Here is a 22000-nt window from a genome sequence, read left to right on the forward strand (position 1 = left end):
GAAGAAGACTTGGCAAAGCGCTGGGAACTTTCGTCGCGGGTTCAGCGATGCTGGGCCTGACCATGAGCAGCGCGCAGGCCTACAACCCGACGGGCGGGATCCTGTACCAGCTCGGCGACGAACCGTGCCTGAAGGGCCGGGGCAACTGCGCGATCTACGTCAAGTCGGCGCAGTTGGAGAGCGGACGTCTCGTCGCGGCATTCGAGAAGGCCACGGTCGTCCCGGAGACGGGAAGCGCCGACGGAGAGACGATGCCGGTCTACAAGAGCGACGACTACGGAACCTCGTGGCAGCCACTGGCGGACGTCAAGGCTCCGGCGTACCTCTCGAAGGACCCCAAGTACGCGAAGTACACGAGCAACTGGGCGAGCCCGTTCCTCTACACGCTTCCCCAGGACGTCGGCAAACTGAAGAAGGGCACGCTGCTCCTCGCGACCATCGTGACGGGCGACGACCACTACTACCTCGAGAACAAGGCAGCCGACCCGAACTGGACGCCGTCCAATGACGGAGACCGCAGCGACATGGCGCTCGCCCTGTACTCCAGCACTGACGAAGGCGAGAGCTGGAAAGTCCTCAACGTCATCGCGACAGGCGGCTGGCAGGGCGGCAGCGCGGGCGCGATCGGCAGGAACGTCGCCAAAGCGAACACGTACAAGCAGGTCGATCCCCTCTGGGAGCCGTACCTGATGGTTCACGACGGCCAACTCGTCTGCTACTACTCCGACGAGAACGACTACCTCGGCTTCGACCCGGTCACCGGTGTGCCGAAACTGGATCCGGACAACGACACCGCCCCGGACTCGCACGGCCAGATCCTCGTCCACAAGACCTGGAACGGCCGCAGTGCGCAGTGGAGCGAGCCCGTCGTCGACGTCGCCGGCCTGACCCAGGACATGGGAGGCGGCAAGACGCAGATCGGAGGCGGCCGGCCGGGCATGACGACCGTCGTCCCGACGACGGACGGCAAGTGGCTGCTCCCGTACGAGTACTGGGGCGGCGGAACCAACACCCGATACGTGATCGCCGACGACCCGCTGAAGTTCTACCGCGGCTCCACGGACGCCCCCGTCACCTCACTGCCGGTCGACGCCGGTTCGCGTCGGCTCGCGGTGAACGGCAGCCCGGTCGTCATCAACCTCCCCGACGGGCGCCTGGTGTACAACGCCGCCGGGAGCGGCAACGTCTGGGTCAACGAGAGCGGACGCAGCGACGGCGTGTGGAAGGAGTACCAGACGAATGCACCGGCCTCCTACAGCCGCAACCTGCAGTACGTCGAGGGCACCGGCCGCATCTCGATCCTCAACCACCAGGGCACCTCGACGATCCGCTTCTCCGAGGTCGACCAGGGCCGCTCGGAGGGCGCCTACTACCAGCTCGTGAACCGCAAGACCGGGCAGGTCATCGGCACCGGCGGCAAGACCAACGACGCCAACATCGGCAACGGGGACGTTCCCGACGTCCGCCTGGAGGACGCCGGTTCGGTGGCGAACAAGGACACCCAGTACTGGCACGTGGTTGCCGCGCCGAAGGGCGGCACGACGCTGCTGAACAAGTCCGGCGGCCGCATGGCAGGCATCTGGACCGGGAACGCGACCGTCGGCCAGCGGATCGGCCAGTGGGTCGACAACAGCCCTACGGGCGTCTGGAACCTCATCAAGACCGCCGACGGGCACTACAAGTTCCAGGCTGCCAAGAACACCAACGTGTACTTGACCGGCGCATCCGCCGGTGCGCCGCTGACCCTGCAGAACGCGGTCGCGGACGGCTCGCAGGAGTGGCAGCTCGTCCAGCAGGCGCCGACCCCCGCGGACCTGACGAAGGACAGGCGGTCGAAGCGTCTGACCGCGAGCAGCGTCGAGAGGAACGCCACCCTGTCGCTGAACGCCGCCGCCTCGAACCCCGCGGGCACGGCCCTGCACGCGAACACGACGGGCCACGTCTACGCGTTCGCAGCCAACGGGGAGGCCACCGACCTCGGTCCGGTCTCCTTCGACGAGGACCAGAAGGGCAGCGTGACGCTTCCGGCGACGATCGTCGGCGGGAGCAAGATCAAGATCGCCGTGGTCTTCGACGACACACCCCTGTTGTGGGACGCGGTCACCGTGCGGGCCGCCGCCACCGAACGCTGATCCGTGGCTTGGGGTGAGCCGGCTTGTCGGCTCACCCCAACCTCAGCTGTTTGTCCGTCACTGACAACGGGCTCACGCGGACTGCCTCGGCCACGCGTCGTCGTAGAGCTTCCACATGACCTACAGCCGCCGGCCTGATGCTCCTGGCCCCGTCGTCGGCGCGGACCCCAGGGAGTGGGAGCGCATGATCGCGGTCAACGTCCAGGGCCTGCTGCACACCACCCACGCAGCCCTCCCGCACCTGCTCAAGGCCGCCGAGGAGGGCCCTCGCCAGGTAGCCGACATCGTCAACATCAGCTCGCTCGCCGGCCGCGCCGCCCTGGCTCCCGAGGACATCGCCGATGGCGTCACCTACATGGTCACTCGCCCCCGCCACGCCTCCATCGGCGAACTGTGGATCACGCCCACTGACCAGCCCTGACCGCCCCAACCGCCGCCACGCCCTCATAGTTCACTCGGCCATGCCCTTGCCCTGGGGACCGTAAACGCATTGATTTATACGATGTTGGGCACATGGCGCGTCTCGCAGAGAGGGGCCCTGGCTGGGCGCCTGACCTGGACCGTGCGCGCGCAGTCTCCAGCATCCGCCACTGAGGCGCCTGGTCATGAAGCCCCTGGTCGGCATGACCACCCTCATCCTGGGAGAAAATTGACCCCTCCTTTGCTGGGCGCTTGTTGAGGTTCACTGGCCGCGGCACACCCCAAGACCTCTCAAAGGAACGGCTCGGTATGCACTTCAACCCGATCGCCGCCCCCGCGGCTCGTCAGAGCGCCCGTCTCGTCAGGCTGGCGGCCGCGTCCCTGGCCTCCGCGGCGATGCTCACCTTGTTCTCGGCGGGCGCCGCGCAGGCGCATCACGGGTTCGACGACTTCGACACCGATCGCCTCTACTACATAGCGGGTACCGTCTCGCAGGTCCGCTGGGGCGAGCCGCACTCCTACTTCACCGTGACCGTCGACGGAGATCTCCCCGCTGACACCCCCGAGCGCGATCTGCCCGAGGGACTGCGGGACGCCCCCGACAGCGACCCGATCAACGCCGCACCGTCCTTCAGCGGGTCTCACGACGAGCTGGAGGTCACCATCGCGCCGCCGAGCTTCACGGGGATGTGGGGCCTGGACCGCGAACTCGAAGACGGCGAGCGGATCGAAGCCGTCGGTTACGTCGGCAGGAGTCACACTGACGAGTTCCGTCCGGTCGTGTTCTGGTACGAAGAGGGGAAGCCTGTCAACCAGGTGCTCAACGAGGAACTCCCGGCGACGCCGCTGCCGGTCCCGTATCCGGAGGGCGACGCGGCGTCCGCTGACGCCGACCAGGATTCCCCGTCGGCCGCAGCGGACTCCGAGGGCACGTCACCGACCGTGGTGTGGGCCACGCTCGGTGGCGTACTGGTCGCCGGCATCGCAGGTGGAGCCTTCTACCTGCGACGACGCTCGTCCCGGGCGTGACGGCACTCGTCATGGACAGTGTCTTCTCCTGGCTGGAGGACAGCTGGTTCTCCGAGGTCGTCCGTGGCACGGCCTACCTCTACCCGGTGCTCGAAAGCGTCCACATCATCGGTATCGCCCTCCTCATCGGCCCGGCCGCAGCATTCGATCTTCGGCTGCTGGGGCTCGGGCGGCGGACCCTGCGGGTGACGACCGCAGCCCACCACCTGCTCCGCCTGTCACACCTCGGCTTCGTGATCGCGGCGGTCACCGGCGTGGCCATGTTCGTGCCTGGCGCCGGCCTCATCGCCGACCGCGGCAGCGCTCCCTGGAAGCTCGGCCTCATCCTGCTCGCAGGCCTGAACATCCTGATCTTCCATCGGCGGACCTACCGCAACGTGGCCGACTGGGACATGGAGCAGCCGACGCCTGTCGCAGCCCGGCTCGCCGCGATCGTCTCCCTAACGTCGTGGTCGGGAGTCACGATCGCGGGGAGGCTCCTGGCCTACACCTGATGCCGCCACAGCGGCACGCCGCACGGCGACCGCCCTCAGGTTCGGCCAGCTCACGGGGGGGGCGTTCGTCACACGCCAGGCCCATCCCGTCGCCGTAGCTCTCGGCCGGCGCAGTGGTCTGGAGTTGTGCGAGCTGTCCGGCAACCTCTACATCGTGGAGATGTTCGACCACTTGGCCGCACGTCTTCAGATGGCCATCACGCTTCACGACGCCGCCGTCGACGATTCGTACGGAGTGGCGCACAGCCACATCGAGATCCTGGACGCCGTGCAGTCGGGTGACGAGGCCGCCGCGGTCGAGGCCGTCGGCTCGCACGTCCTCACAACCGTCGGCGACCTCGTACGCCGCATGGGCGGCGACCCCGCGCTTCTGCTCCCTCCCGGCGTCCACCGGGCTCCGGAGCCTGGAGCCGGAGCGTAACCCTCCACTCCTGTCCCTGGCGCCGTCGCAGGACCGGGTGCAGCGGAAGCCCTCGCGGCGTAACTCGTGAGATGAAAAGGCGCTGGAGAGCCGTGGTGCTCGGAGACGTCGCTGCGAAGCGTGCAGTGCGCGTTGCGGACGTCAGTCCGCTGTGCCGCTCAGCAGGGCTTCGAGCTCGGTAGCGGCGTTGGCGCCGCCGTCTTCGAGGAGGACCCTGTTCAGCAGGGCGGGCAGTCGGCGGGCGGGCAGGTCCAGGAAGGGGCCCAGTCGCCGGGCCACTTCTGCCGAGTCGCTGCCCAGGCCGTGCCGGGCCAGGACGTCGGCCGTCTGCCCCCAGAGCCGGGCGTCGTCCATCAGGTCCCGCACAGTGACCACGTCGGACGATGCCGAGGCGGGGCAGGGATCCTCGGTGGTCCAGGTGTGTGTGCCGTGAGCCACGGTCACCGGCGGCTGCCCGGAACCGGGCAGGTGGACGGTGGCCCGTGCCCCCACGGGCACGACCGCCTTCAGGTGGAAGCGGCCCTCCTCGCGCCGCCAGCCCACCGATGCCTCGCCGTACGGGGTGAGATGCACGGCCGTGGCGTGGGTGAGCGACCGGTGTGGCAGCGGGCGCACGGTGATCTCCCGGTAGCCGGGTGCGGCGGGGGCCAGTCCGGCCACGGTGCGGTGCATCCAGTCTGCGACGGCTCCGAGCGCGTAGTGGTTGAAGGAGGTCATCTGGCCGGGATTGACCGTGCCGTCGGGCAGCATGCTGTCCCAGCGTTCCCAGACGGTGGTGGCGCCCATCGTCACGGGATACAGCCAGGAGGGGCAGCCCTTCTCCTGCAGCAGCCGGTGGGCGAGGTCCGGGTGGCCGGCGGAGGTGAGCGCGTCCGTCATCAGCGGCGTACCGACGAATCCGGTGGCGATCCTGAAGCCGTTCGTGCGGACGAGGTCGGCGAGCCGGTGTCCGGCGGCCTCGCGCTGCTGGGAGGAGGCCAACAGGTCCCATTGCAGGGCCATGGCGTATGCGGTCGGCGAGTCGCCCAGGATCCGGCCCGCCGGGGTGACGAACGCGCGGGCGAACGCCTCCCGGGTCCGCTCGGCGAGCGCGGAGTACCGTGCGGCCTCCTCGGAGCGGCCCAGTACCTCCGCGGTGCGGGCGACGATGTCCGCGCACCGGACCAGGCACGCGGTGGCGACGACGTCCGCGGGAGTGCGGGCGGCGAACGGGTCGTCGGGCGGTGCGGTGGGGTCGAGCCAGTCGCCGAACTGGAAGCCGCCCGCCCACACGCCGTCGGTGCTGAGCGAGGTGATCTTGTCTACCCAGGCGCGGGCGCTGGTGAACTGCCGCCGCAGGATGCCGCGGTCGGCGTACCGCTCGTACAGCACCCAGGGCACCACCGGCGCCGCGTCGCCCCAGGCCGCCGCGGTCGGGGCCGCGTTGTCCAGGATGTCGGGGATCACCCAGGGCACCGCGCCGTCGGGATGTTGCTCGGCGGCGAGGTCGGCGAGCCAGGAGGACAGGAAGCCCGCGGTGTCGAAGAGGAAGGCGGCGGTGGGGGAGAAGACCTGGATGTCGCCGGTCCAGCCGAGCCGCTCGTCGCGCTGCGGGCAGTCGGTCGGTACGTCCAGGAAGTTGCCCCGCGTGCCGCGGACGACGTTCTCGTGGAACTGCTCCAGGTCCGGGTCCGAGCAGGAGAACCAGCCCGTGCGGCGCAGGTCGCTACCGACGACCACGGCCTGCAGGTCCTCCACCTCCAAGTCGGTTACGCCGGTGACCTCGGCGTACCGGAAGCCGTGGAACGTCAGCGAGGGTTCGAGGACGGTCTCCCCGCTGCCGGCCAGGAGGTAGGTGTCGGTGGCGTCGGCCGTGCGCAGCGGCCTGGTGCACAGTTCCTCGTTCTCCAGAACCTCCGCATGCCGGACGGTGATCTCCGTGCCGGCCGCGGTGTCGCGCAGGCGCAGCCGGACCCAGCCGACGACGTTCTGCCCGAAGTCGACGAGAGTTCGGCCGGACGGCGACTGCCAGACCTTCAGGGCCGGCAGCACCTCGATGACGCGGACGGGCGGTCCCTCCGGGGCGACGAGCCGCGCGAGGTCCGCCTCCTCGTCGGACAGTACGTCCACCGGGCCATCGGCTTGGCCCGGGGTGAAGCGCAGGTCGGTGCGCTGACCCTGGTAGAGATCGTCGGCGACGATGCCGGTGTCCCGGGCCCGCCACTCATCGTCGGTCCCGAAGACTTCCACCGAGCCGTCGGCATAGCGGACCTCCAGCTGCGCGAGCAGGGCCAGCCGGTCGCCGTACAGCGCGCGGTCACCCCACCAGCCGAGGTGGCCGCGGTACCAGCCGTTGCCGAGCACGACCGAGACGGTGTTCTCGCCCTCCCTGAGCAGCGCGGTGACGTCGTGGGTCTGGTAGCGCAGCCGGTGGCGGTAGCTGGTCCAGCCCGGGGCGAGGACCTCGTCGCCGACCCGAGCGCCGTTCAGGGACGCGGCGTAGACACCGTGAGCGGTGGCGTACAGACGAGCGGAGACCACGTCCGCCCGCAGCACGACCCTCCGTACGAGTTCCGGGGCAGGCACGTCCAAGGCGCCGTGATGGCGGGGCGTGATGAACCGAGCGGTCCAGTCGCCGGGGTGCAGCAGTCCGGTCTCCACGGTGGCGGGTGCGCTCCAGTCGCTCCACCGCGTTCCGGAGGCCACCCGGATCCGGACGCTCGCCCGGCCGCGTGAGGGCAGGGACGCGAACGGCCAGGGCACGAGCACCTGTTCGGCCGACTCGACCCGTACCGTCGTGGCGCCGTCCAGCTCCACCTCGTACGCCGTCTGCCGCCAGGCGGGGTCGTCAGTGCGGACCTGCCAGGACAGACGGGGTTCCGGGGTACCGACGCCGAGCGCGTCCTCCCGGTGCTCGAACCGGATGGCGACCACCGTGGTGTCGGGTTCAGGACGCTCAAGGCTCATGCCAGTTCTCGTTCCCAGTTGTGTGCAACGTTCTACGTTTGAAACGACTCAACACTGAGTGAAGATGTGTGACGCGTCAAGGGGAGCGACGGGAAATTCCCAGCGGGCGGACGCCCGGCCGCCTCGTCGTCGGTCCGGTGTCCGTCCGGCGTGGATCCGCCCGCCTCGCGCTGGGGGGCGTGGCGGTTGATCAGGCGCCGGGCGGTGCCGTGCTGCCGCGCGTCACCAGGTGCGGTGTCGACGCCATGACGACAGCGCGGTCACGCCGCTTCTCGATGCGCTCCAGCAGCAGCCGGGCCGCGGTCTCGCCCATCATGGCGCCCGCCTGGTCGACGCTGGTCAGGCTCACGGGGGCGAGGGCGGCGACGGAGGTGTTGTTGTATCCGGCGAGCGAGAGGTCGCCGGGGATGCGCAGGCCGAGCTCGGCGGCGGCCCGGAAGACGCCGGTCGCGGCGACGTCCGCGCCGGCGAAGATCGCCGTGGGCGGGCGGGTGGAGGTGAGCAGTTCCATGGCGCCGCGGTAGCCGCCCTCGTCCGAGTACCCGGAGCGCACCACCCGGGCCAGGTCCGCCAGGCCGTGCTGGGTCATCGCTGCGTGATAGGCGGCCCTGACGTGGTGCTCGGGCCGCTGCTCCCATCCGCTGCCCCGCACCGTCGGATGCGAGATGTGGGCGATGTCTCGGTGCCCCAGGCCGACCAGGTGGTCGATGACCAGGTCGACGCCGGCCCCGTCCTGGTTGACGACGCAGTCGTACGCCTGCGAGGGGTCATGGTGGCCGATCACCACCGTCGGCACCTCGGCAGCGATGCGCACCACCTCCGTGCGGGGAACGGCGGGAGCGATCAGGATTAGCCCGTCCATCTGCCGGTCCACCATGGCGTGGATCAGTTTGGTCTGATCCTCCATCTCGGAGGAGACGCTGGAGCCGATGAACAGCGCGTACTCGGTGTTCCGCAGTTGCGCGTCCACCCCCTCCAGCAGATCGGCGTAGAAGGCGTTGCGGATGCTCGCGAGCAGAACGCCGATCGTGTAGGTGCGGCCCCTCATGCCACGTGCGGCGGCGTGCGGGCGGTAGCCCAGTTCGGCCATGGCCGTCTGCACCCGTTCCCGCATCGTGGGGCTCACCCCGTAGGCGTTGCGCAGCACCTTCGACACGGCGGAGGTGGACACGCCCGCGGTGCGCGCGACGTCCGTAATGGTGACCCTTTTCGAGCCGCCTGCCGATTGCATGGGGTCCCCTCCGTTGTCATGCACCGCTTGCCCTTGTGGGGTTTCCGGAACGTTACCTGCGGATGGCTTGACGGCTCCGGTCTGTTCGCTTCACCCTTTGGGACAGCTCTTCGTAGAACGTTACACGAAAGGTCATATGGCAGGGCCCGCCGATGGGTGGCTGCGGTACAGCCGGGTCGCCCAGGGTGTCAGAAGTGGTCGATCGCGCCAGAGGGTCCAGGGGTGCGAGCGGGGGTGTCGAGGGGCTGATCTGCCCGGTGCTCGCGTCCGCCGCAGAGCCGCAGGTCCATGCGTCACTGTCGCGAGGTGCCATACCCCCTTGATTGAAACGATTCATCCCGCTCGAACGAAGGAACTTTCCATGAGGTCAACCACTCGCGCCAAGAGAAGGACGGCCGTTGCGGCGGCCGCCGCTCTGCCGCTCCTGCTCAGCGCGTGCAGCGCCGGCTCTCTCGGCTCGTCCAGCGGGGACGGCAGCGCGACGACGATCAAGCTGCTCGTCGACAACGCGCCCGACAACCTCGAGGCCGCCAAGCGGCTGGCGAAGGACTTCGAGGCCGAGAACCCGACGATCAGGGTCAGCGTGGAGACGCGTCCCGGCGGAGTCGACGGCGACAATCTGATCAAGACGCGGCTGCAGACGGGCAGCATGAGCGACCTCTTCTCGTACAACACCGGTTCGCTGTTCCAGCAGATCGACCCGGCGAAGAACCTCACTTCGATCACTCAGGACCCGTACGTCAAGAAGCTCGACAAGTCCTTCCTCCCGCAGGTCACGGTCAATGACCAGACGTACGGTGTCCCCTTCGGCTCGGCCCTGGGCGGCGGTGTCCTCTACAACAAGAAGGTCTACGCCAAGCTCGGCCTGAAGGTGCCGACGACCTGGGCTCAGTTCATCGACAACAGCAAGAAGATAAAGGCCGCCGGCATCGCCCCGGTCATCCAGACCTACCAGGACACCTGGACGTCGCAGCTCCTCGTGCTGGGCGATTTCCACAACGTGTCCGCCGCGGAACCGGACTTCGCGGAGAAGTACACCGCCAACAAGGTGAAGTTCGCGAGCGACGCGAACGCGGTCAAGGGCTTCGAGCGTCTGGAGCAGATCCATGACCTGAAGCTGAAGAACTCCGACTTCGCGTCGGCCACGCTCGTCAAGGGTCTGCAGATGCTGGCCACCGGCAAGGGTGCCCAGTACCCGATGCTCTCCACCGTCATCGGCGCGATCAAGACGAGCAACCCGGACCAGCTGAACGACATCGGCTTCTTCGCCCTGCCCGGAGACGACGCCTCGGCCAACGGCCTGACGGCATGGTTCCCGAACGCCTTCTTCGTCCCGAAGAGCACGACCGGGGACAAGCTCACCGCGGTCAAGAAGTTCCTCGCGTTCGCCGCGAGCCCGGCCGGCTGCACCTCCCAGGCGAAGGCGTCGACGCCGACCGGCCCCTACCTGGTCAAGGGCTGCACCCTGCCGGCGGATGTTCCCACCATCACCAAGGACGTGGCGGCGTACTTCACGAAGGGCGCCCAGAGCCCGGCCCTGGAGTTCCTCTCGCCGGTCAAGGGACCGAGCCTGGAGCAGATCTCCGTTCAGGTCGGCTCCGGCATCACCAGCGCGAAGACGGGCGCGGCCCAGTACGACAAGGACGTCAAGAAGCAGGCTCAGCAGCTCGGGCTGTCGGGCTGGTAGGAACGGAACCCAGTGCCTCCCCGGCTCCGGCAGGAGCGCGGGGAGGCACCCGAGAGAGGTCGATCGATGACCACAGTTGCACCGACCAGGCCACCGACGGCCGAACAGCCGAAAGCGGCGACCAGGGCCCGTCGGTCCGCCAAGATGCGCAGCGCCTATCCCACCTGGTTCTACCTGCCCGCCGCGGTGATCTACGGGACGCTGTTCCTGATCCCGACCTTCGCGTCGTTCTACTTCAGCCTGACCAGATGGACCATCTCCAAGTCGACCTTCATCGGGCTGGACAACTTCACCGAGTTCTTCCAGGAGCCCGCCCTCGTCAAGGGCTTCGTCAACACCTTCCTCTACGCGGTCGTCACCTCGGGCCTCAAGGTGGTCCTCGGCCTCCTCCTGGGCATCCTGCTGACCAGCCAGATCCGTGCCCGCGGCTATCTGCGCTCGGTGGTGTTCTTCCCGGTGCTGGTCAGCACCGTGGGCGTCGGCATCACCTTCACCGCGTTCATGGATCCCTCCACCGGCGCGATCAACAGGGCCCTTGCGACGGTCGGTATCGACGGTCCGGGATGGCTGACGGAACCGTCGCTGGCACTGTTCTCGGTGGCCCTCGTCGACGTCTGGAAAGGCGTCGGCCTGGCCACCGTCATCTACATCGCCGGCATCGTGTCCATCCCGCAGGACTACTACGAGGCGGCGAAGATCGACGGGGCCGGCCCGTGGCAGCTGTTCCGCAACGTCATCCTGCCGCTGAGCTGGCCGGCGACCTCGACCGTCATCATCCTGTCGCTCATCGGCGGCCTGCGGTCCTTCGACCTCATCTGGGCCATGACCCGCGGCGGTCCGGGCTTCAGCTCCGACGTGGTCGCCTCCGTCATCTACAAGCAGTACCAGGCGGGCTTCTACGGCCTGTCGACCGCCGGAAACGTCATCCTCTTCCTGGTCGTGACGGCGATCATCGTCCCGTTGTCCCGCTTCCTGGCCCGCAAGGAGGTGGAGCGATGAAGAACCCCGCCCGTACCTGGCTCGCCGTCCTGTCGGTCGCCGTCAGCGTCGTCGTCTTCGTCGTCCCGTTCGCGTTCATCGTGCTCACGGCCGTGAAGGATGCCCAGCAGGCCGCACAGCTCGACTTCTCCTGGCCGCGCAACTTCCAACTGGTGGACAACCTCGTCCAGGTGGTGCAGGCCCGGGACTACATCCTCATCATCGCCTTCATCAACAGCGTGATCCTGACCGTCGCCAGTGTGGCGGTGATGGTCGTCCTCGGGGCGATGGTCGCCTTCGTCCTCCAGCGGCGGGTCACCCGATGGACGGGACTGATCAACTTCCTGGTCCTGTCCGGGCTGATCATTCCGCCGGCGGTCGTCCCGACGATCTGGGTCCTGCAGAAGGCCGGCCTGTTCGGCACCCTCCCCGGGCTGATCCTCGTGGAGATCGCGTTCGGCCTGTCCTTCTCCATCCTGCTGTTCCGCGCCTTCATCGCCACCATCCCGCGCGAACTCGACGAGGCCGCCATCATCGACGGGGCCTCGCCCCTGAGGTTGTTCTTCCGCGTCATCTTCCCGGTGCTGCGGTCGGTGATCGTGACAGTGATCGTCGTGCAGTCGGTGGCGGTCTTCAACGACTTCACCAACCCGCTGTACTTCCTGCCCGGCGAGCAGAACGCCACCGTTCAACTGACGCTGTTCAACTTCCAGAGCCAGTACAGCACCAGCTACAACCTGCTCTTCATGGACATCCTGCTCATCACGGTCCCGCCGCTGATCATGTTCCTGTTTTTCAACCGGCAGATCGTGGCGGGCATGACCGCCGGAGCGGTCAAGGGCTAACCGGACCGTCAGGGATCCCGGCAGCGGCTCGCGCCATGCCGGGGCGGACCGCAGCCCGGCCCCACACCCGTCCCCCGGGGCGACGCGATCCGGCGGAACCGCCGGTCCGGCCTGCACCCGCGCGCCGTGCCGACTTCCCAGGCTCCACGCGCGTCACAGCGCTGCCGAAACGGCCGACGCCCCCCGGGATGATCCCCGCCCCTCCACAGCGACACAAAGGAGTCTCGCATGCACGCCCACAACAACCCGGGGTCACCTCGGGGGATCGGCGCAAGACGCGGCCGACCCGCACTCGCAGCGGCCCTGGTCGCCTTCCTGACCGTTCTCGGCCTGGTCACCGCCGCTCCCGCCCAGGCGCTCAGCGGTGACCTCCGCATGCACGACCCGAGCGTCATCAAGGTGGGCAGCTGCTACTACGGCTTCTCCACCGGGTTCGAGAACGACTCGCTCAACCCCAGCGGAGCCATCACCATCCGCAAGACGTGCGGTGGCACCGCGGCGTCCGGCTGGACGAAGGTGGGGAACGTCTGGGAGACGACCCCGTCCTGGATCACCGACAAGCTCGGCTCGACCCCGCCGAACATCTGGGCCCCGGACATCAAGTACTTCAACGGCAAGTACCACCTGTACTACGCCGGTTCCCGCTGGGGCACGAACTACGCGGTGATGGGCCTCGCCACCGCCACGAACATCGAGGGCCCCTGGACCGACCAGGGCATGGTCACCGACGTCAACTACCCGATCGACGCCAACGTCGACTGGGGACCGGACGGCCGGCTGTACATCTCCTGGGGCTCCTGGACCGGCTCCGGCACCTACATGCACGTCCTGGACCAGTCCACCGGCAAGCTGTCCACCACCGACCACAACCTCTGGCGCATCGCCGTCAACATCGAGAACCCCACGATCATCCTCAACGGCGGCTACTACTACCTCTTCGGCTCCAAGGGCACCTGCTGCAGCGGAACCAACAGCACCTACTACACCGTGGTCGGCCGGTCCACCAGCATCACGGGACCGTACCTCGACCAGAACGGTACGGACATGGCCTCCAACGGCGGCACCACCGTCCTCACCGGTGCCTACCCCAAGGTGGCCGCCGGCGGAGCGGACGCCTACGACGACGGCACGTCGAAATTCCTCGCCTACCACTACTACGACGGCAACAACTCCGGGCAGGAGACCCTCGACATCCGAAAGGTGACCTTCGCGAACGGCTGGCCGGTCATCGCCAGCCCGCTGGGGGCCCCGAACAACCAGCTGCTGAACCGGAACAGCGCCAAGTGCGCGGACGTCTGGGGCCTGAGCACGGCGGACGGTGCGGCGGTCAACTCAGGCAACTGCAACGCCGGAGCCAACCAGCAGTGGGTGCCCAAGGCCGTCGGCTCCAACTATAGGCTGGTCAACGTCAACAGCGGCAAATGCCTGCAGATTTCCGGCGCGTCCAAGGCCGACGGAGCGGTGGCCGACCAGTCGACGTGCACCGGGGGATCGCACCAGCTGTGGAAGAGGACAGCGGTCATCGGCGGCTACGTCACTTTCACCAACGTGCGCAGCGGCAAGTGCCTCGAGGTCGCCGGGGCGTCGACCGCCAACGGCGCGGCACTGGACCAGTCGACCTGCACCGCCAGCGCGAACCAGCAGTGGATGGTCGTCTGACGCGCGGGACAACCGCCGACCGGCGGGGACTCCGGGCGGGCCGGAATGCACCTCGGCCTGCCCGGAGTCGACACCCGCGCGATCACCAGCGAGTCCTGCGGGTCCTTGAACTTGTCGTAGACCTCCGAGAACCCGGCGGCTTGTAGGGCAGCAGGCGGCCCTGCTGCTTCCAGCGGTCGAAGTCCTGAAGCGTCTGGAACTGCACGACGTCCGAAAGGCCCGGCGCGCGCCACGGGCCGTGCTCAGTCTCGCGCGAGCCGACCCGACTTCGCGTCGTCCATCCGTAGGGAAGAGGTCTCTCCGAGGTGGAAGCCCCGTTCAACCGAACGGTTGAACGGGGCTTCCCAGCCGTCTACGCCGAAGGAGGAGCGGTGGTCCGGCGCGGCGCGAGTGTCGGCGAGAGCTTGACCTGGACGGACTTCTTCTGGCGGTCGGCGATTCGATCGAGGAGAATGCGCGCGGCGTTGCTGCCGATCTCGTGGCCCGCCTGGTCGACGCTCGTGAGGGAGATCGGGCCGAAGGCGGCGAAGGTCGTGTTGTCGTAGCCGGCCACTGAGATGTCATCGGGTACGGACAGTCCGGCTTCGGTGAAGGCTTCCAGTACTCCCATGGCGACGATGTCCGCTCCGGCGAAGACGGCCGTGGGTCGGCGAGGGCGCGTGAGGAGTTCCTTGGCGCCCTCGTACCCGCCCTGCTGGGTGTAGCTGGTGGAGACGATGTCGATCTCGTCCGCGAGGCCGAGGGACCGCATGGCCTGCCGATAGCCGTCCGCGCGCTGGGCGTTGGGCATCTCGGCGATGCGCGTCGGGTCGGTTTCGTGGTGTTCGATGTGGGCGATCCGGCGGTGCCCGAGGTCGGCGAGGTGACGGACGACGAGGAACGCGCCTGCCACGTCGTCGTCTGTGACGGCGTCGTACACCGAGGAGTGCCCGTGCCGGCCGACAACCACGGTCGGAACGGCGGAGGCGATGCGTTCGAGATGGGCGCGCGGTGAGATGGGGGCGATCAGGATGAGCCCGTCCATCCCACGGTCGATCATGGCCTCTGTGACCCGCGCCTCCTCCTTCTCGCCGTTGCAGCCCGGGCCCAGGAAGACCTGGTAGTCCGTGTCCGCGAGCCGCCCGGTGATCCCGTCGAGGATCTCGGGGAAGAAGGGGTTGCGGATGTCGGGCAGCATCACGCCGATGGTGTACGTCTGTCCGCGCAGGCCCCGAGCGCCCGCATGCGGCCGGTAGCCGAGCTCGTCGATTGCCCGGCGCACCTTCGCGCGCATCTCGGGGCTGGCGCCGTAGGCGTTGCGCAGCACCTTGGACACAGCGGTCGTGGACACCTGGGCGTGACGCGCGACGTCGACGATCGTGACGCGGCGCTGCGGTGCTGGTGGCTCCATCCGGGCGCCCTCCGGTGTAGTGGGGAACGTTGCCGCAGAGTGTACGGACCAAGGCACGGATGAGTAGGGCGATGTCCCTGGTCGAGCTGCACTAATCGTCATAACAGAAGTGCAGCTTGCGCGGCATCTTGACGTCATGCAGGACGCTCTCTATGGTCTGGCAGCACCTTATGGGAAACGTTACCCACACACAGGGATCGGGTCGGCCGCACCCGGTACCCCGACCACATCACTACGTCATGACAGCCGACTGGCCGCCGTACGGCGTCAAGTAGACCGAAGTTTCGACAGCGCGCGTTGAATCGTTTCAAGGAAGAGGTCCGCCTGTGACCCTCGCCCCGCACGAGCAACTTCCGGACCACGACCGCATGACCCGCACGATGCCGGTGGCCAAGGGGCACCGTCCGCGCAACAACCCGCCCTGGTGGTTCGCGCTGCCCGCACTGCTGCTGTTCGCCTTCGTCGTCCTGGTGCCGAGCGTGCGCGGTGTGTACTACGCCTTCACGGACTGGGACGGCCTGGATCCCGACTTCTCCTTCGTCGGGCTGGACAACTTCGCCGGCATGTTCAGCGACGCCGATGCCAAGCAGGCCATCTGGCACACGCTGCTGATCGCCGTGTCGATCACCGTCATCCAGAACGCGCTGGGCCTGGCGCTGGCTCTCGGGGTCAACGCGGCCATCAAGTCCCGCAACGTACTGCGGGTCTTCCTGTTCGCCCCGGCCGTAATCACCCCGATCGTGACCGCCTACCTGTGGCGAAACCTGCTTGGTCCGGACGGTGCCGTCAACAGCCTGCTGGGTGCCGTGGGACTGGACGGCTGGCAACAGGACTGGCTGGGCAGCCCGAGCCTCGCGCTGTGGTCCGTGGTCGCGGTGATCGTGTGGCAGTTCGCGGGCTACTCCATGGTCATTTTCCTGGCCGGACTGCAGTCGGTGCCGAAGGAGATCCATGAGGCCGCGGCCATCGACGGAGCCGGCCCCGCCCGGCGCTTCTGGTCGGTGACCCGACCGCTGCTGGCACCGGCGTTCACCGTCAACCTGATGCTGTCGATCATCGGAGGCATCAAGCTCTTCGACCAGGTCTACGCGCTGACAGGCGGCGGGCCCGGGCATGCGACCGACACCATCTCGACGCTGATCTACAAGGACGCCTTCACTCTGGGCGAGTTCGGCTACAGCATCGCCCTCGCGGTGGTTCTCACGGTCATCGTCGCAGTCGTCTCCAGCGGTCAGTACCTGCTGCTGTCCTGCAACGAGAGGGCCGTGTCATGAACCGCTACCGTCCCCGCACGCTCGCCCTCGAACTGGCGATGATCGCCGCCGCGCTCTTCGTGGGTTTCCCCGTGTACGTCCTGGTCAACCTCGCGGTGCGGCCGACATCGGACACCTCCTCACCCATCAAACCGACCTCCTCCCCGACTTTGGACAACTTCACCCAGGCCTGGCAACAGGGCGCGCTGGGCGGGGCGTTGGCCAACAGCCTGCTGGTGACGGTCTGCAGCGTCGCCGTCGTGCTGGCCGTCTCCTCGCTCGCCGCATATCCGCTGGCCCGCGTCACGGCACGGTGGTCGCGCGGCACGTATCTGCTGGTCCTCCTGGGCCTGGTCCTGCCCTTTCAGCTTGCCTCACTGCCGCTCTACCAGACCATGCGCGACATGGGGCTGCTCGGCACTCCTTGGGCCCTGGTCCTCTTCTACTCCGGTCTGCAGGTGCCGTTCACCGTCTTCCTCTACGTCGGTTTCCTGCGCGCCCTGCCCCGGGACTTCGAGGACGCCGCCCTGATCGATGGCTGCACCCCTCTGCAGGGCTTCCGGCACGTGGTGCTGCCGATGCTCAAGCCGGTCACCGTGACGGCCCTGGTGCTCAACACCGTCGCCGTCTGGAACGACTTCTTCACCCCGCTGCTGTACCTCAGCGGCAGCGCCCAGCAGACCATGCCGGTCGCGATCGCCGGGTTCGTGGGTCAGTACGTCACCGACTGGAACCTCATCTTCGCCGCGCTGGTGATCAGCATCCTGCCCGTTCTGCTCATCTACTTCCTGCTGCAGCGCAGCATCATCAACGGCTTCGCGGGAGGGCTGCGGGGATGACACACGACACCCGCCCGACACCCACGGTCGTGGCCCCTTCCTCGAGGGAGACATCATGAAGACACGCACACCAGCGGTCCTGCTGGCCACCGTGACAGCCACCGCACTCCTCGCCGCATGCAGCGGCGGAACCAAGGCGGGTGAGTCCGGCGGCGGTGGCGGTTCCAAGACCCTGACGCTCGCCTCGGTCGACCAGGGCTCCATAGAGGACGTGGTAAAGGCGTTCGAGAAGGCCAACCCCGGTGTCAAGGTCCGCTACACCACCAGCGGCGCCGACCAGTACCAGCAGCAGATCCGCACCCAGCTGTCGTCGGGCACCGCACCCGATGTGATGTCGGTCTGGCCCGGCAACGGCAACCCGGCCGCCACGGTCGTCCTGGCCAAGCCCGGCTATCTGCGCGACCTCTCGGACCAGGCGTGGGCCGCCAAGATGCCCGACGCGATCAAGACCGTCGCCCAGTACGAGGGGAAGACGTACAACGCGATCTTCGGGCAGAACGGCATCGGTGCGGTCTACAACGAGCAGGCCATGGAGAAGGCGGGACTCACCCCACCGGACACGTGGACGAAGCTGCTGGCCTTTTGCCGGGACGCGAAGGCCAAGGGAACTCCCGCCTTCGCCCTCGGCAACCAGGACAACTGGGTGACGCAACTGGCCCTGTACGCGATGGTCGCCACGACCGTCTACGGCGAGGACCGCGACTTCGACCAGAAGATGCAGGCCGGCCGGGCCACCTTCGCGAAGTCGCAGTGGACCACCGCCCTGGACAAGTACATGACGATGGACAAGACCGGCTGCTTCCAGAAGAACCCGCTGGGCACCAACTACGAGGCAAGTCAGCAACTCGCGGCAACCGGCAAGACGCTCGGCATCATCCAGGGCAACTGGGTGATCGCCCTGCTCAAGGGGAAGAACCCGCAGGGGACATTCACCTTCAAGGCGCTGCCGGCCACTGACGACCCATCGGCGACCCTCATTCCGGCTGCGGCGGGCGCCGGTTACGGAGTGAACGCCAAGACGAAGAACGAGGACCTCGCGCTGAGGTTCGTGAACTTCGTGATGTCGCCCGAGGGCATGACCTTGTTCGTCAAGAAGCAGGGCGGCCTGCCGGCACTCCCCGACACGGGCTATGCGGTCGACCCGTCTCTGACCGAACTCTCCACGTTCATCCAGGCGGACCGCACGGTGCCGTTCATGGACCAGCTGTGGCCCAACGCCAAGGTGCAGCAGACCATGCTCAGCGGGCTCCAGGAGATCTTCAGCGGCCAGTCCACCCCCGACAAGCTCCTCGGCGAGATGGACGCCGACTACAAAGCCGGAAGCTGAGCATCGCGCCGTCGGCCGCCCGCAGTGGCCGACGGCGTTCTTCCGGCACGGCATCGAAACGTTCACATGGACGGAGATTCTGGCATGCCCGAAATCCCCAGCGTCGAGCTGAGCCGTAGACAGGTGGTCGGCACCATGGCCGTCTCCGCAGCAGGACTGGCCGGGTTCCCCGTGCAGGCCGCCCACGCCGACGAGGAGGGCGACCGACACGGAGCGCGGGTCAGCGGCCTCGCTGTCGACGGCCGCGAGGACGGCCCTCTCGGTGTCGACGACCCTGCCCCGCGGTTGAGTTGGCGGGTTGTCGGCGCCGGTGCCGGGTGGACGCAGTCCGCCTACCAGGTCCGGGCGGCGCGCACGGAGAAGGATCTCGACCGGGGCCGGCTGCTGTGGGACAGCGGAAAGGTCCGCTCTTCGGCCCAGACCGATGTGGCCTGGCGAGGCCCCGCGCCGGCCTCACGCGACCGCGTGGTCTGGCAGGTACGGGTCTGGAGCATCGACGGCGACACGACACCGTGGAGCCGCTCCGCCGCCTGGGAGATGGGGCTCCTCAAGCGCTCCGACTGGGGCGAGGCCCGCTGGATCGAGTACCCGGGCCGCGGCGTCGACCAGCCGCTGCCCCTGTTCGCCCGCGCCTTCCGCGCCAGCGGCAGGGTCGTCAAGGCGAGGCTGTACCTGTCCGGCGTCGGACTGCACGTGGCCCGGCTCAACGACAGGCCCGTCACCGACGAGGTCCTCGCCCCTGGCAACTCCAACTACCAGCTCTCCACCGAGTACCGGGTCTACGACGTCACCCGCCTCGTCCGCTCCGGCGACAACACCCTGGGCGTCGAACTGGGGCACGGCACGGCACTGGTGACCCGCTCCGTCACGAATCCCGCCACCGGCCGCACCGCCCCGTACAGCTGGTGGCAGAGCCAGTTCAAGGGCAGCGGCACCCTGACCGCGGCGGCTCAACCGGGCGCCACCACGGTCCAGGTGAGCAGCGTGGCCAACTACCACGTCGGCGGCACCGTCAACATCGACACCGGCGACGGCGGCAAGCGCCTGGAGTCCCGCACCATCACCGCGATCGGCAGCGCCGACATCAGCTTCCAGCCCGCGCTCGGCTCGGCGCACGAGAGCGGGGTCACTGTCACCGCCTCCGGCAACTCCCTCGCGAGCACCGACCCGAGCGCGGGCGCCGCCGTCACGCCGCGTCTGATCGCCCGCCTGGAACTCACCAAGGCCGACGGGACGGTCCAGACCGTCGTCAGCGACGGCTCGTGGCGGACGGCCCTCGGCCCGACCACCACGGCCAACTGGTACTCCGGCTCCGACTACGACGCCCGCCGCGAGCAGCCCGCTTGGACCGCTCCCGGCGCGGACCTCGGCGCGTCGGCGAAGCGACGCGACGGCACGCCCATGGGCTGGACCGCCGCCGGAATCGCCCCACCGCCCAACCTGACCACCGAACTGGTCTGGCGGGTGGCCGAACCGCTCAGGGTCGCCGACAGGCTCCGCCCGGTCGGCGTCACCCAGCCCCGACCCGGCGTGTGGGTCTTCGACTTCGGGCAGAACTTCGCCGGCTGGCCGCTGCTCCAGCTCGACGGCCCGCTCCCGGCCGGGGCGACCGTCAAGCTGCAGCCCGCCGAGTCGCTCAACGCCGACGGCACCGTCAACCAGGCGTCCATCATGGGCGGCGGCGCCGCCCGGGGCACCGACGTGTTCGCCACCTACACGACGTACGGCGACGAGCGCGGCGAGAGCTGGCACCCACAGTTCCACTACTTCGGCATGCAGTGGCTCCAGGTGACCGGCCTACCCGACGGCTATGTACCGACCCTGGACACGGTGACCGGCCTGCAGATCCACGCGGACGTGCCGGAGACCGGCTCCGTGCGTACCTCCGACGACCGGATCAACCGCATTCACCGCATGGCCCGTTACTCGATCATGAGCAACACCATGTCCACCTTCACGGACTGCCCCGGCCGCGAGAAGCTCGCCTACCCCGCCGACTACGTCCAGCCCTTCGGCTCCATCCACCGCACCTTCGGATACGCGGCCTACCTGCGCACCATGCAGCGGCACTTGGCGGAGGGCCAGTCCAAGGCCGGCGACAACATCGGCAACGTGGCCCTCAAGGCCCCGGTCTACGACTGGGGCTACACCGGCCGCTTCGGCGACGAGATCAACTGGGGCAACGGCATCATCCTCGTGCCGTGGCTGGCGTACGAAACGTACGGCGACACCCAGACGATGAGCCGCTACTACCCGCAGATGCAGGCCTTCCTGAACTACATCAGGACCAAGAAGGCCGGCACGGGAGCGGACGCCTACATCGTGAACGCCGCGCTGGCCGACTGGATCGCCAGCGAGAACACCTCGGGCCGCATCACCGGGACCTGGGGCTACCACCAGGTCGCCGACCGCATGGCCCGGATGGCGGCGCTGATGGGGCGCGACGCCGACGCCTCCGAGTACCGCAACCTGGCCTCCAACATCAAGGACGCCTTCAACGACGCCTTCTACCACCCGGAGCTCGGCCGCTACACCGCCGAGGGGAACACCGGAGCGACCCAGGCCGCGCAGGCGCTCGCGCTCGACGAGGGCCTGGTACCCGACAGCGAACGCGGCAAGGTGCTCGACGCCCTCGTCGAACTCATCTACGCCCACCGGCCGTTCGGCGGCGGACCGCACTTCAGCGGCGGCACCATCGGCCTCGCCCCGATCGTCCGAGCCCTGCACCAAGGCGGTCGCGACGACGTCCTGTGGAACGTCCTCCAGGAAGACACCCGTCCCAGCTACGGCTACTTGATGGCCCCCACAACCGCCAATCCGGGCGGCCTGACGACGGTTCCCGAGCAGTGGGACATGGGCAACTCCAAGAACCACATGATCCTGCTCCAGATCGAGGAGTGGTTCCACAGCGGCCTGGCCGGTATCCGCCGGGCGCCCGGCAAGGCCGGCTATCGCGAGCTCGTGATCGACCCTCGTCCGGTCGGCGGACTCACCCATGTCGAGGGCAGCTACCGCACTCCGTACGGGCTGGTGTCCGCGGAGTGGACCCGTAGGGACGGCAGGTTCCGGCTGGACATCGAGATCCCGCCCAACACCACGGCGGAGGTCAGGGTGCCCACCGGCGGAAGCCCGGCCCGAGTGGCCGGAGACGGCGCGGAGTTCCGTGGCATGCGGGGCGACCGTGCCACCTACGCCGTGTCCTCGGGGCGGTACACGTTCACGGCCCGCGAAGCCGAGAGGAAGACGGTGTGAACCATGAAAAAGCGCACATTGCACACGGCGCCGGCGACGACCGAACGGGAGTCCGTCGTCGTACCGTGCTCGCCGCGACGGTCGGCGCCGTGTCGGT

Annotated in this window: 14 protein-coding genes and 2 pseudogenes; 13 read left to right on the forward strand and 3 right to left on the reverse strand. The window is 68.3% G+C overall.

Annotated features, from left to right (window positions below; genetic code table 11):
- Positions 1–47: 47 nt before the first annotated feature.
- The 5 genes and pseudogenes from CLM62_RS10200 to CLM62_RS10220 form a co-directional block, all read left to right on the forward strand.
- Positions 48–1793 (forward strand): annotated as a pseudogene (locus CLM62_RS10200) (RICIN domain-containing protein); the annotation flags it as partial.
- A 454-nt stretch (positions 1794–2247) separates the two neighbouring features.
- Positions 2248–2553, forward strand: a complete 306-nt coding sequence (locus CLM62_RS10205) for an SDR family NAD(P)-dependent oxidoreductase (RefSeq protein WP_257003783.1) — start codon at positions 2248–2250, stop codon at positions 2551–2553.
- Positions 2554–2861: 308 nt separating this feature from the next.
- Complete coding sequence (locus CLM62_RS10210) at positions 2862–3581, forward strand: DUF6152 family protein (protein WP_179382034.1); 720 nt, start codon at positions 2862–2864, stop codon at positions 3579–3581.
- Complete coding sequence (locus CLM62_RS10215; RefSeq protein ID WP_218835580.1) at positions 3578–4075, forward strand: DUF6644 family protein; 498 nt, start codon at positions 3578–3580, stop codon at positions 4073–4075. The genes CLM62_RS10210 and CLM62_RS10215 overlap by 4 nt, the downstream gene beginning before the upstream one ends.
- 109 nt (positions 4076–4184) lie before the next feature.
- Positions 4185–4496: pseudogene (locus tag CLM62_RS10220) on the forward strand (FCD domain-containing protein); the annotation flags it as partial.
- A 141-nt stretch (positions 4497–4637) separates the two neighbouring features.
- Here the strand turns inward: CLM62_RS10220 and CLM62_RS10225 are convergent.
- Both CLM62_RS10225 and CLM62_RS10230 read right to left on the reverse strand, forming a co-directional pair.
- The gene (locus tag CLM62_RS10225) at positions 4638–7442 is read right to left on the reverse strand and encodes a glycoside hydrolase family 78 protein (protein ID WP_095749519.1); all 2805 of its coding nucleotides are present in this window, start codon (positions 7440–7442) and stop codon (positions 4638–4640) included.
- Positions 7443–7632: 190 nt separating this feature from the next.
- Positions 7633–8673, reverse strand: a complete 1041-nt coding sequence (locus tag CLM62_RS10230; protein WP_095749520.1) for a LacI family DNA-binding transcriptional regulator — start codon at positions 8671–8673, stop codon at positions 7633–7635.
- A 361-nt stretch (positions 8674–9034) separates the two neighbouring features.
- Here CLM62_RS10230 and CLM62_RS10235 point away from each other — a divergent pair, with 361 nt between their 5' ends.
- From CLM62_RS10235 to CLM62_RS10250, 4 genes are all read left to right on the forward strand, one after another.
- Positions 9035–10360 carry an ABC transporter substrate-binding protein gene (locus CLM62_RS10235; protein WP_095749521.1) on the forward strand — a complete coding sequence of 442 codons (1326 nt, stop codon included), beginning with the start codon at positions 9035–9037 and terminating at the stop codon, positions 10358–10360.
- 66 nt (positions 10361–10426) lie between these two features.
- The gene (locus CLM62_RS10240; protein WP_095749522.1) at positions 10427–11359 is read left to right on the forward strand and encodes a carbohydrate ABC transporter permease; all 933 of its coding nucleotides are present in this window, start codon (positions 10427–10429) and stop codon (positions 11357–11359) included.
- A complete protein-coding gene (locus CLM62_RS10245; protein WP_095749523.1) occupies positions 11356–12183 on the forward strand; it encodes a carbohydrate ABC transporter permease in 828 nt (275 codons plus the stop codon). Before CLM62_RS10240 ends, CLM62_RS10245 begins: the two co-directional genes overlap by 4 nt.
- Before the next feature lie 228 nt (positions 12184–12411).
- A complete protein-coding gene (locus CLM62_RS10250; RefSeq protein WP_095749524.1) occupies positions 12412–13842 on the forward strand; it encodes a family 43 glycosylhydrolase in 1431 nt (476 codons plus the stop codon).
- Positions 13843–14194: 352 nt separating this feature from the next.
- Here CLM62_RS10250 and CLM62_RS10260 read toward each other — a convergent pair whose 3' ends face one another.
- On the reverse strand, positions 14195–15232 hold the full coding sequence (locus CLM62_RS10260; protein WP_095749525.1) for a LacI family DNA-binding transcriptional regulator: 1038 nt from the start codon (positions 15230–15232) through the stop codon (positions 14195–14197).
- A 326-nt stretch (positions 15233–15558) separates the two neighbouring features.
- Between CLM62_RS10260 and CLM62_RS10265 the strand changes: the two genes are divergently transcribed.
- The 4 genes from CLM62_RS10265 to CLM62_RS10280 all read left to right on the forward strand — a co-directional run bounded on the left by CLM62_RS10265 (position 15559) and on the right by CLM62_RS10280 (position 21903).
- Positions 15559–16506 (forward strand): carbohydrate ABC transporter permease, encoded by a 948-nt coding sequence (locus CLM62_RS10265; protein ID WP_257003784.1) that lies wholly within the window; start codon positions 15559–15561, stop codon positions 16504–16506.
- Positions 16503–17324 carry a carbohydrate ABC transporter permease gene (locus CLM62_RS10270; protein WP_095749526.1) on the forward strand — a complete coding sequence of 274 codons (822 nt, stop codon included), beginning with the start codon at positions 16503–16505 and terminating at the stop codon, positions 17322–17324. Before CLM62_RS10265 ends, CLM62_RS10270 begins: the two co-directional genes overlap by 4 nt.
- A gap of 55 nt (positions 17325–17379) precedes the next feature.
- On the forward strand, positions 17380–18651 hold the full coding sequence (locus CLM62_RS10275) for an ABC transporter substrate-binding protein (RefSeq protein WP_095749527.1): 1272 nt from the start codon (positions 17380–17382) through the stop codon (positions 18649–18651).
- Positions 18652–18735: 84 nt separating this feature from the next.
- Complete coding sequence (locus CLM62_RS10280) at positions 18736–21903, forward strand: family 78 glycoside hydrolase catalytic domain (protein ID WP_095749528.1); 3168 nt, start codon at positions 18736–18738, stop codon at positions 21901–21903.
- Positions 21904–22000: the final 97 nt, after the last annotated feature.

Origin of the sequence: Streptomyces sp. SA15 (genome assembly GCF_002291145.1) — a bacterium.
Lineage (GTDB): Bacteria > Actinomycetota > Actinomycetes > Streptomycetales > Streptomycetaceae > Streptomyces.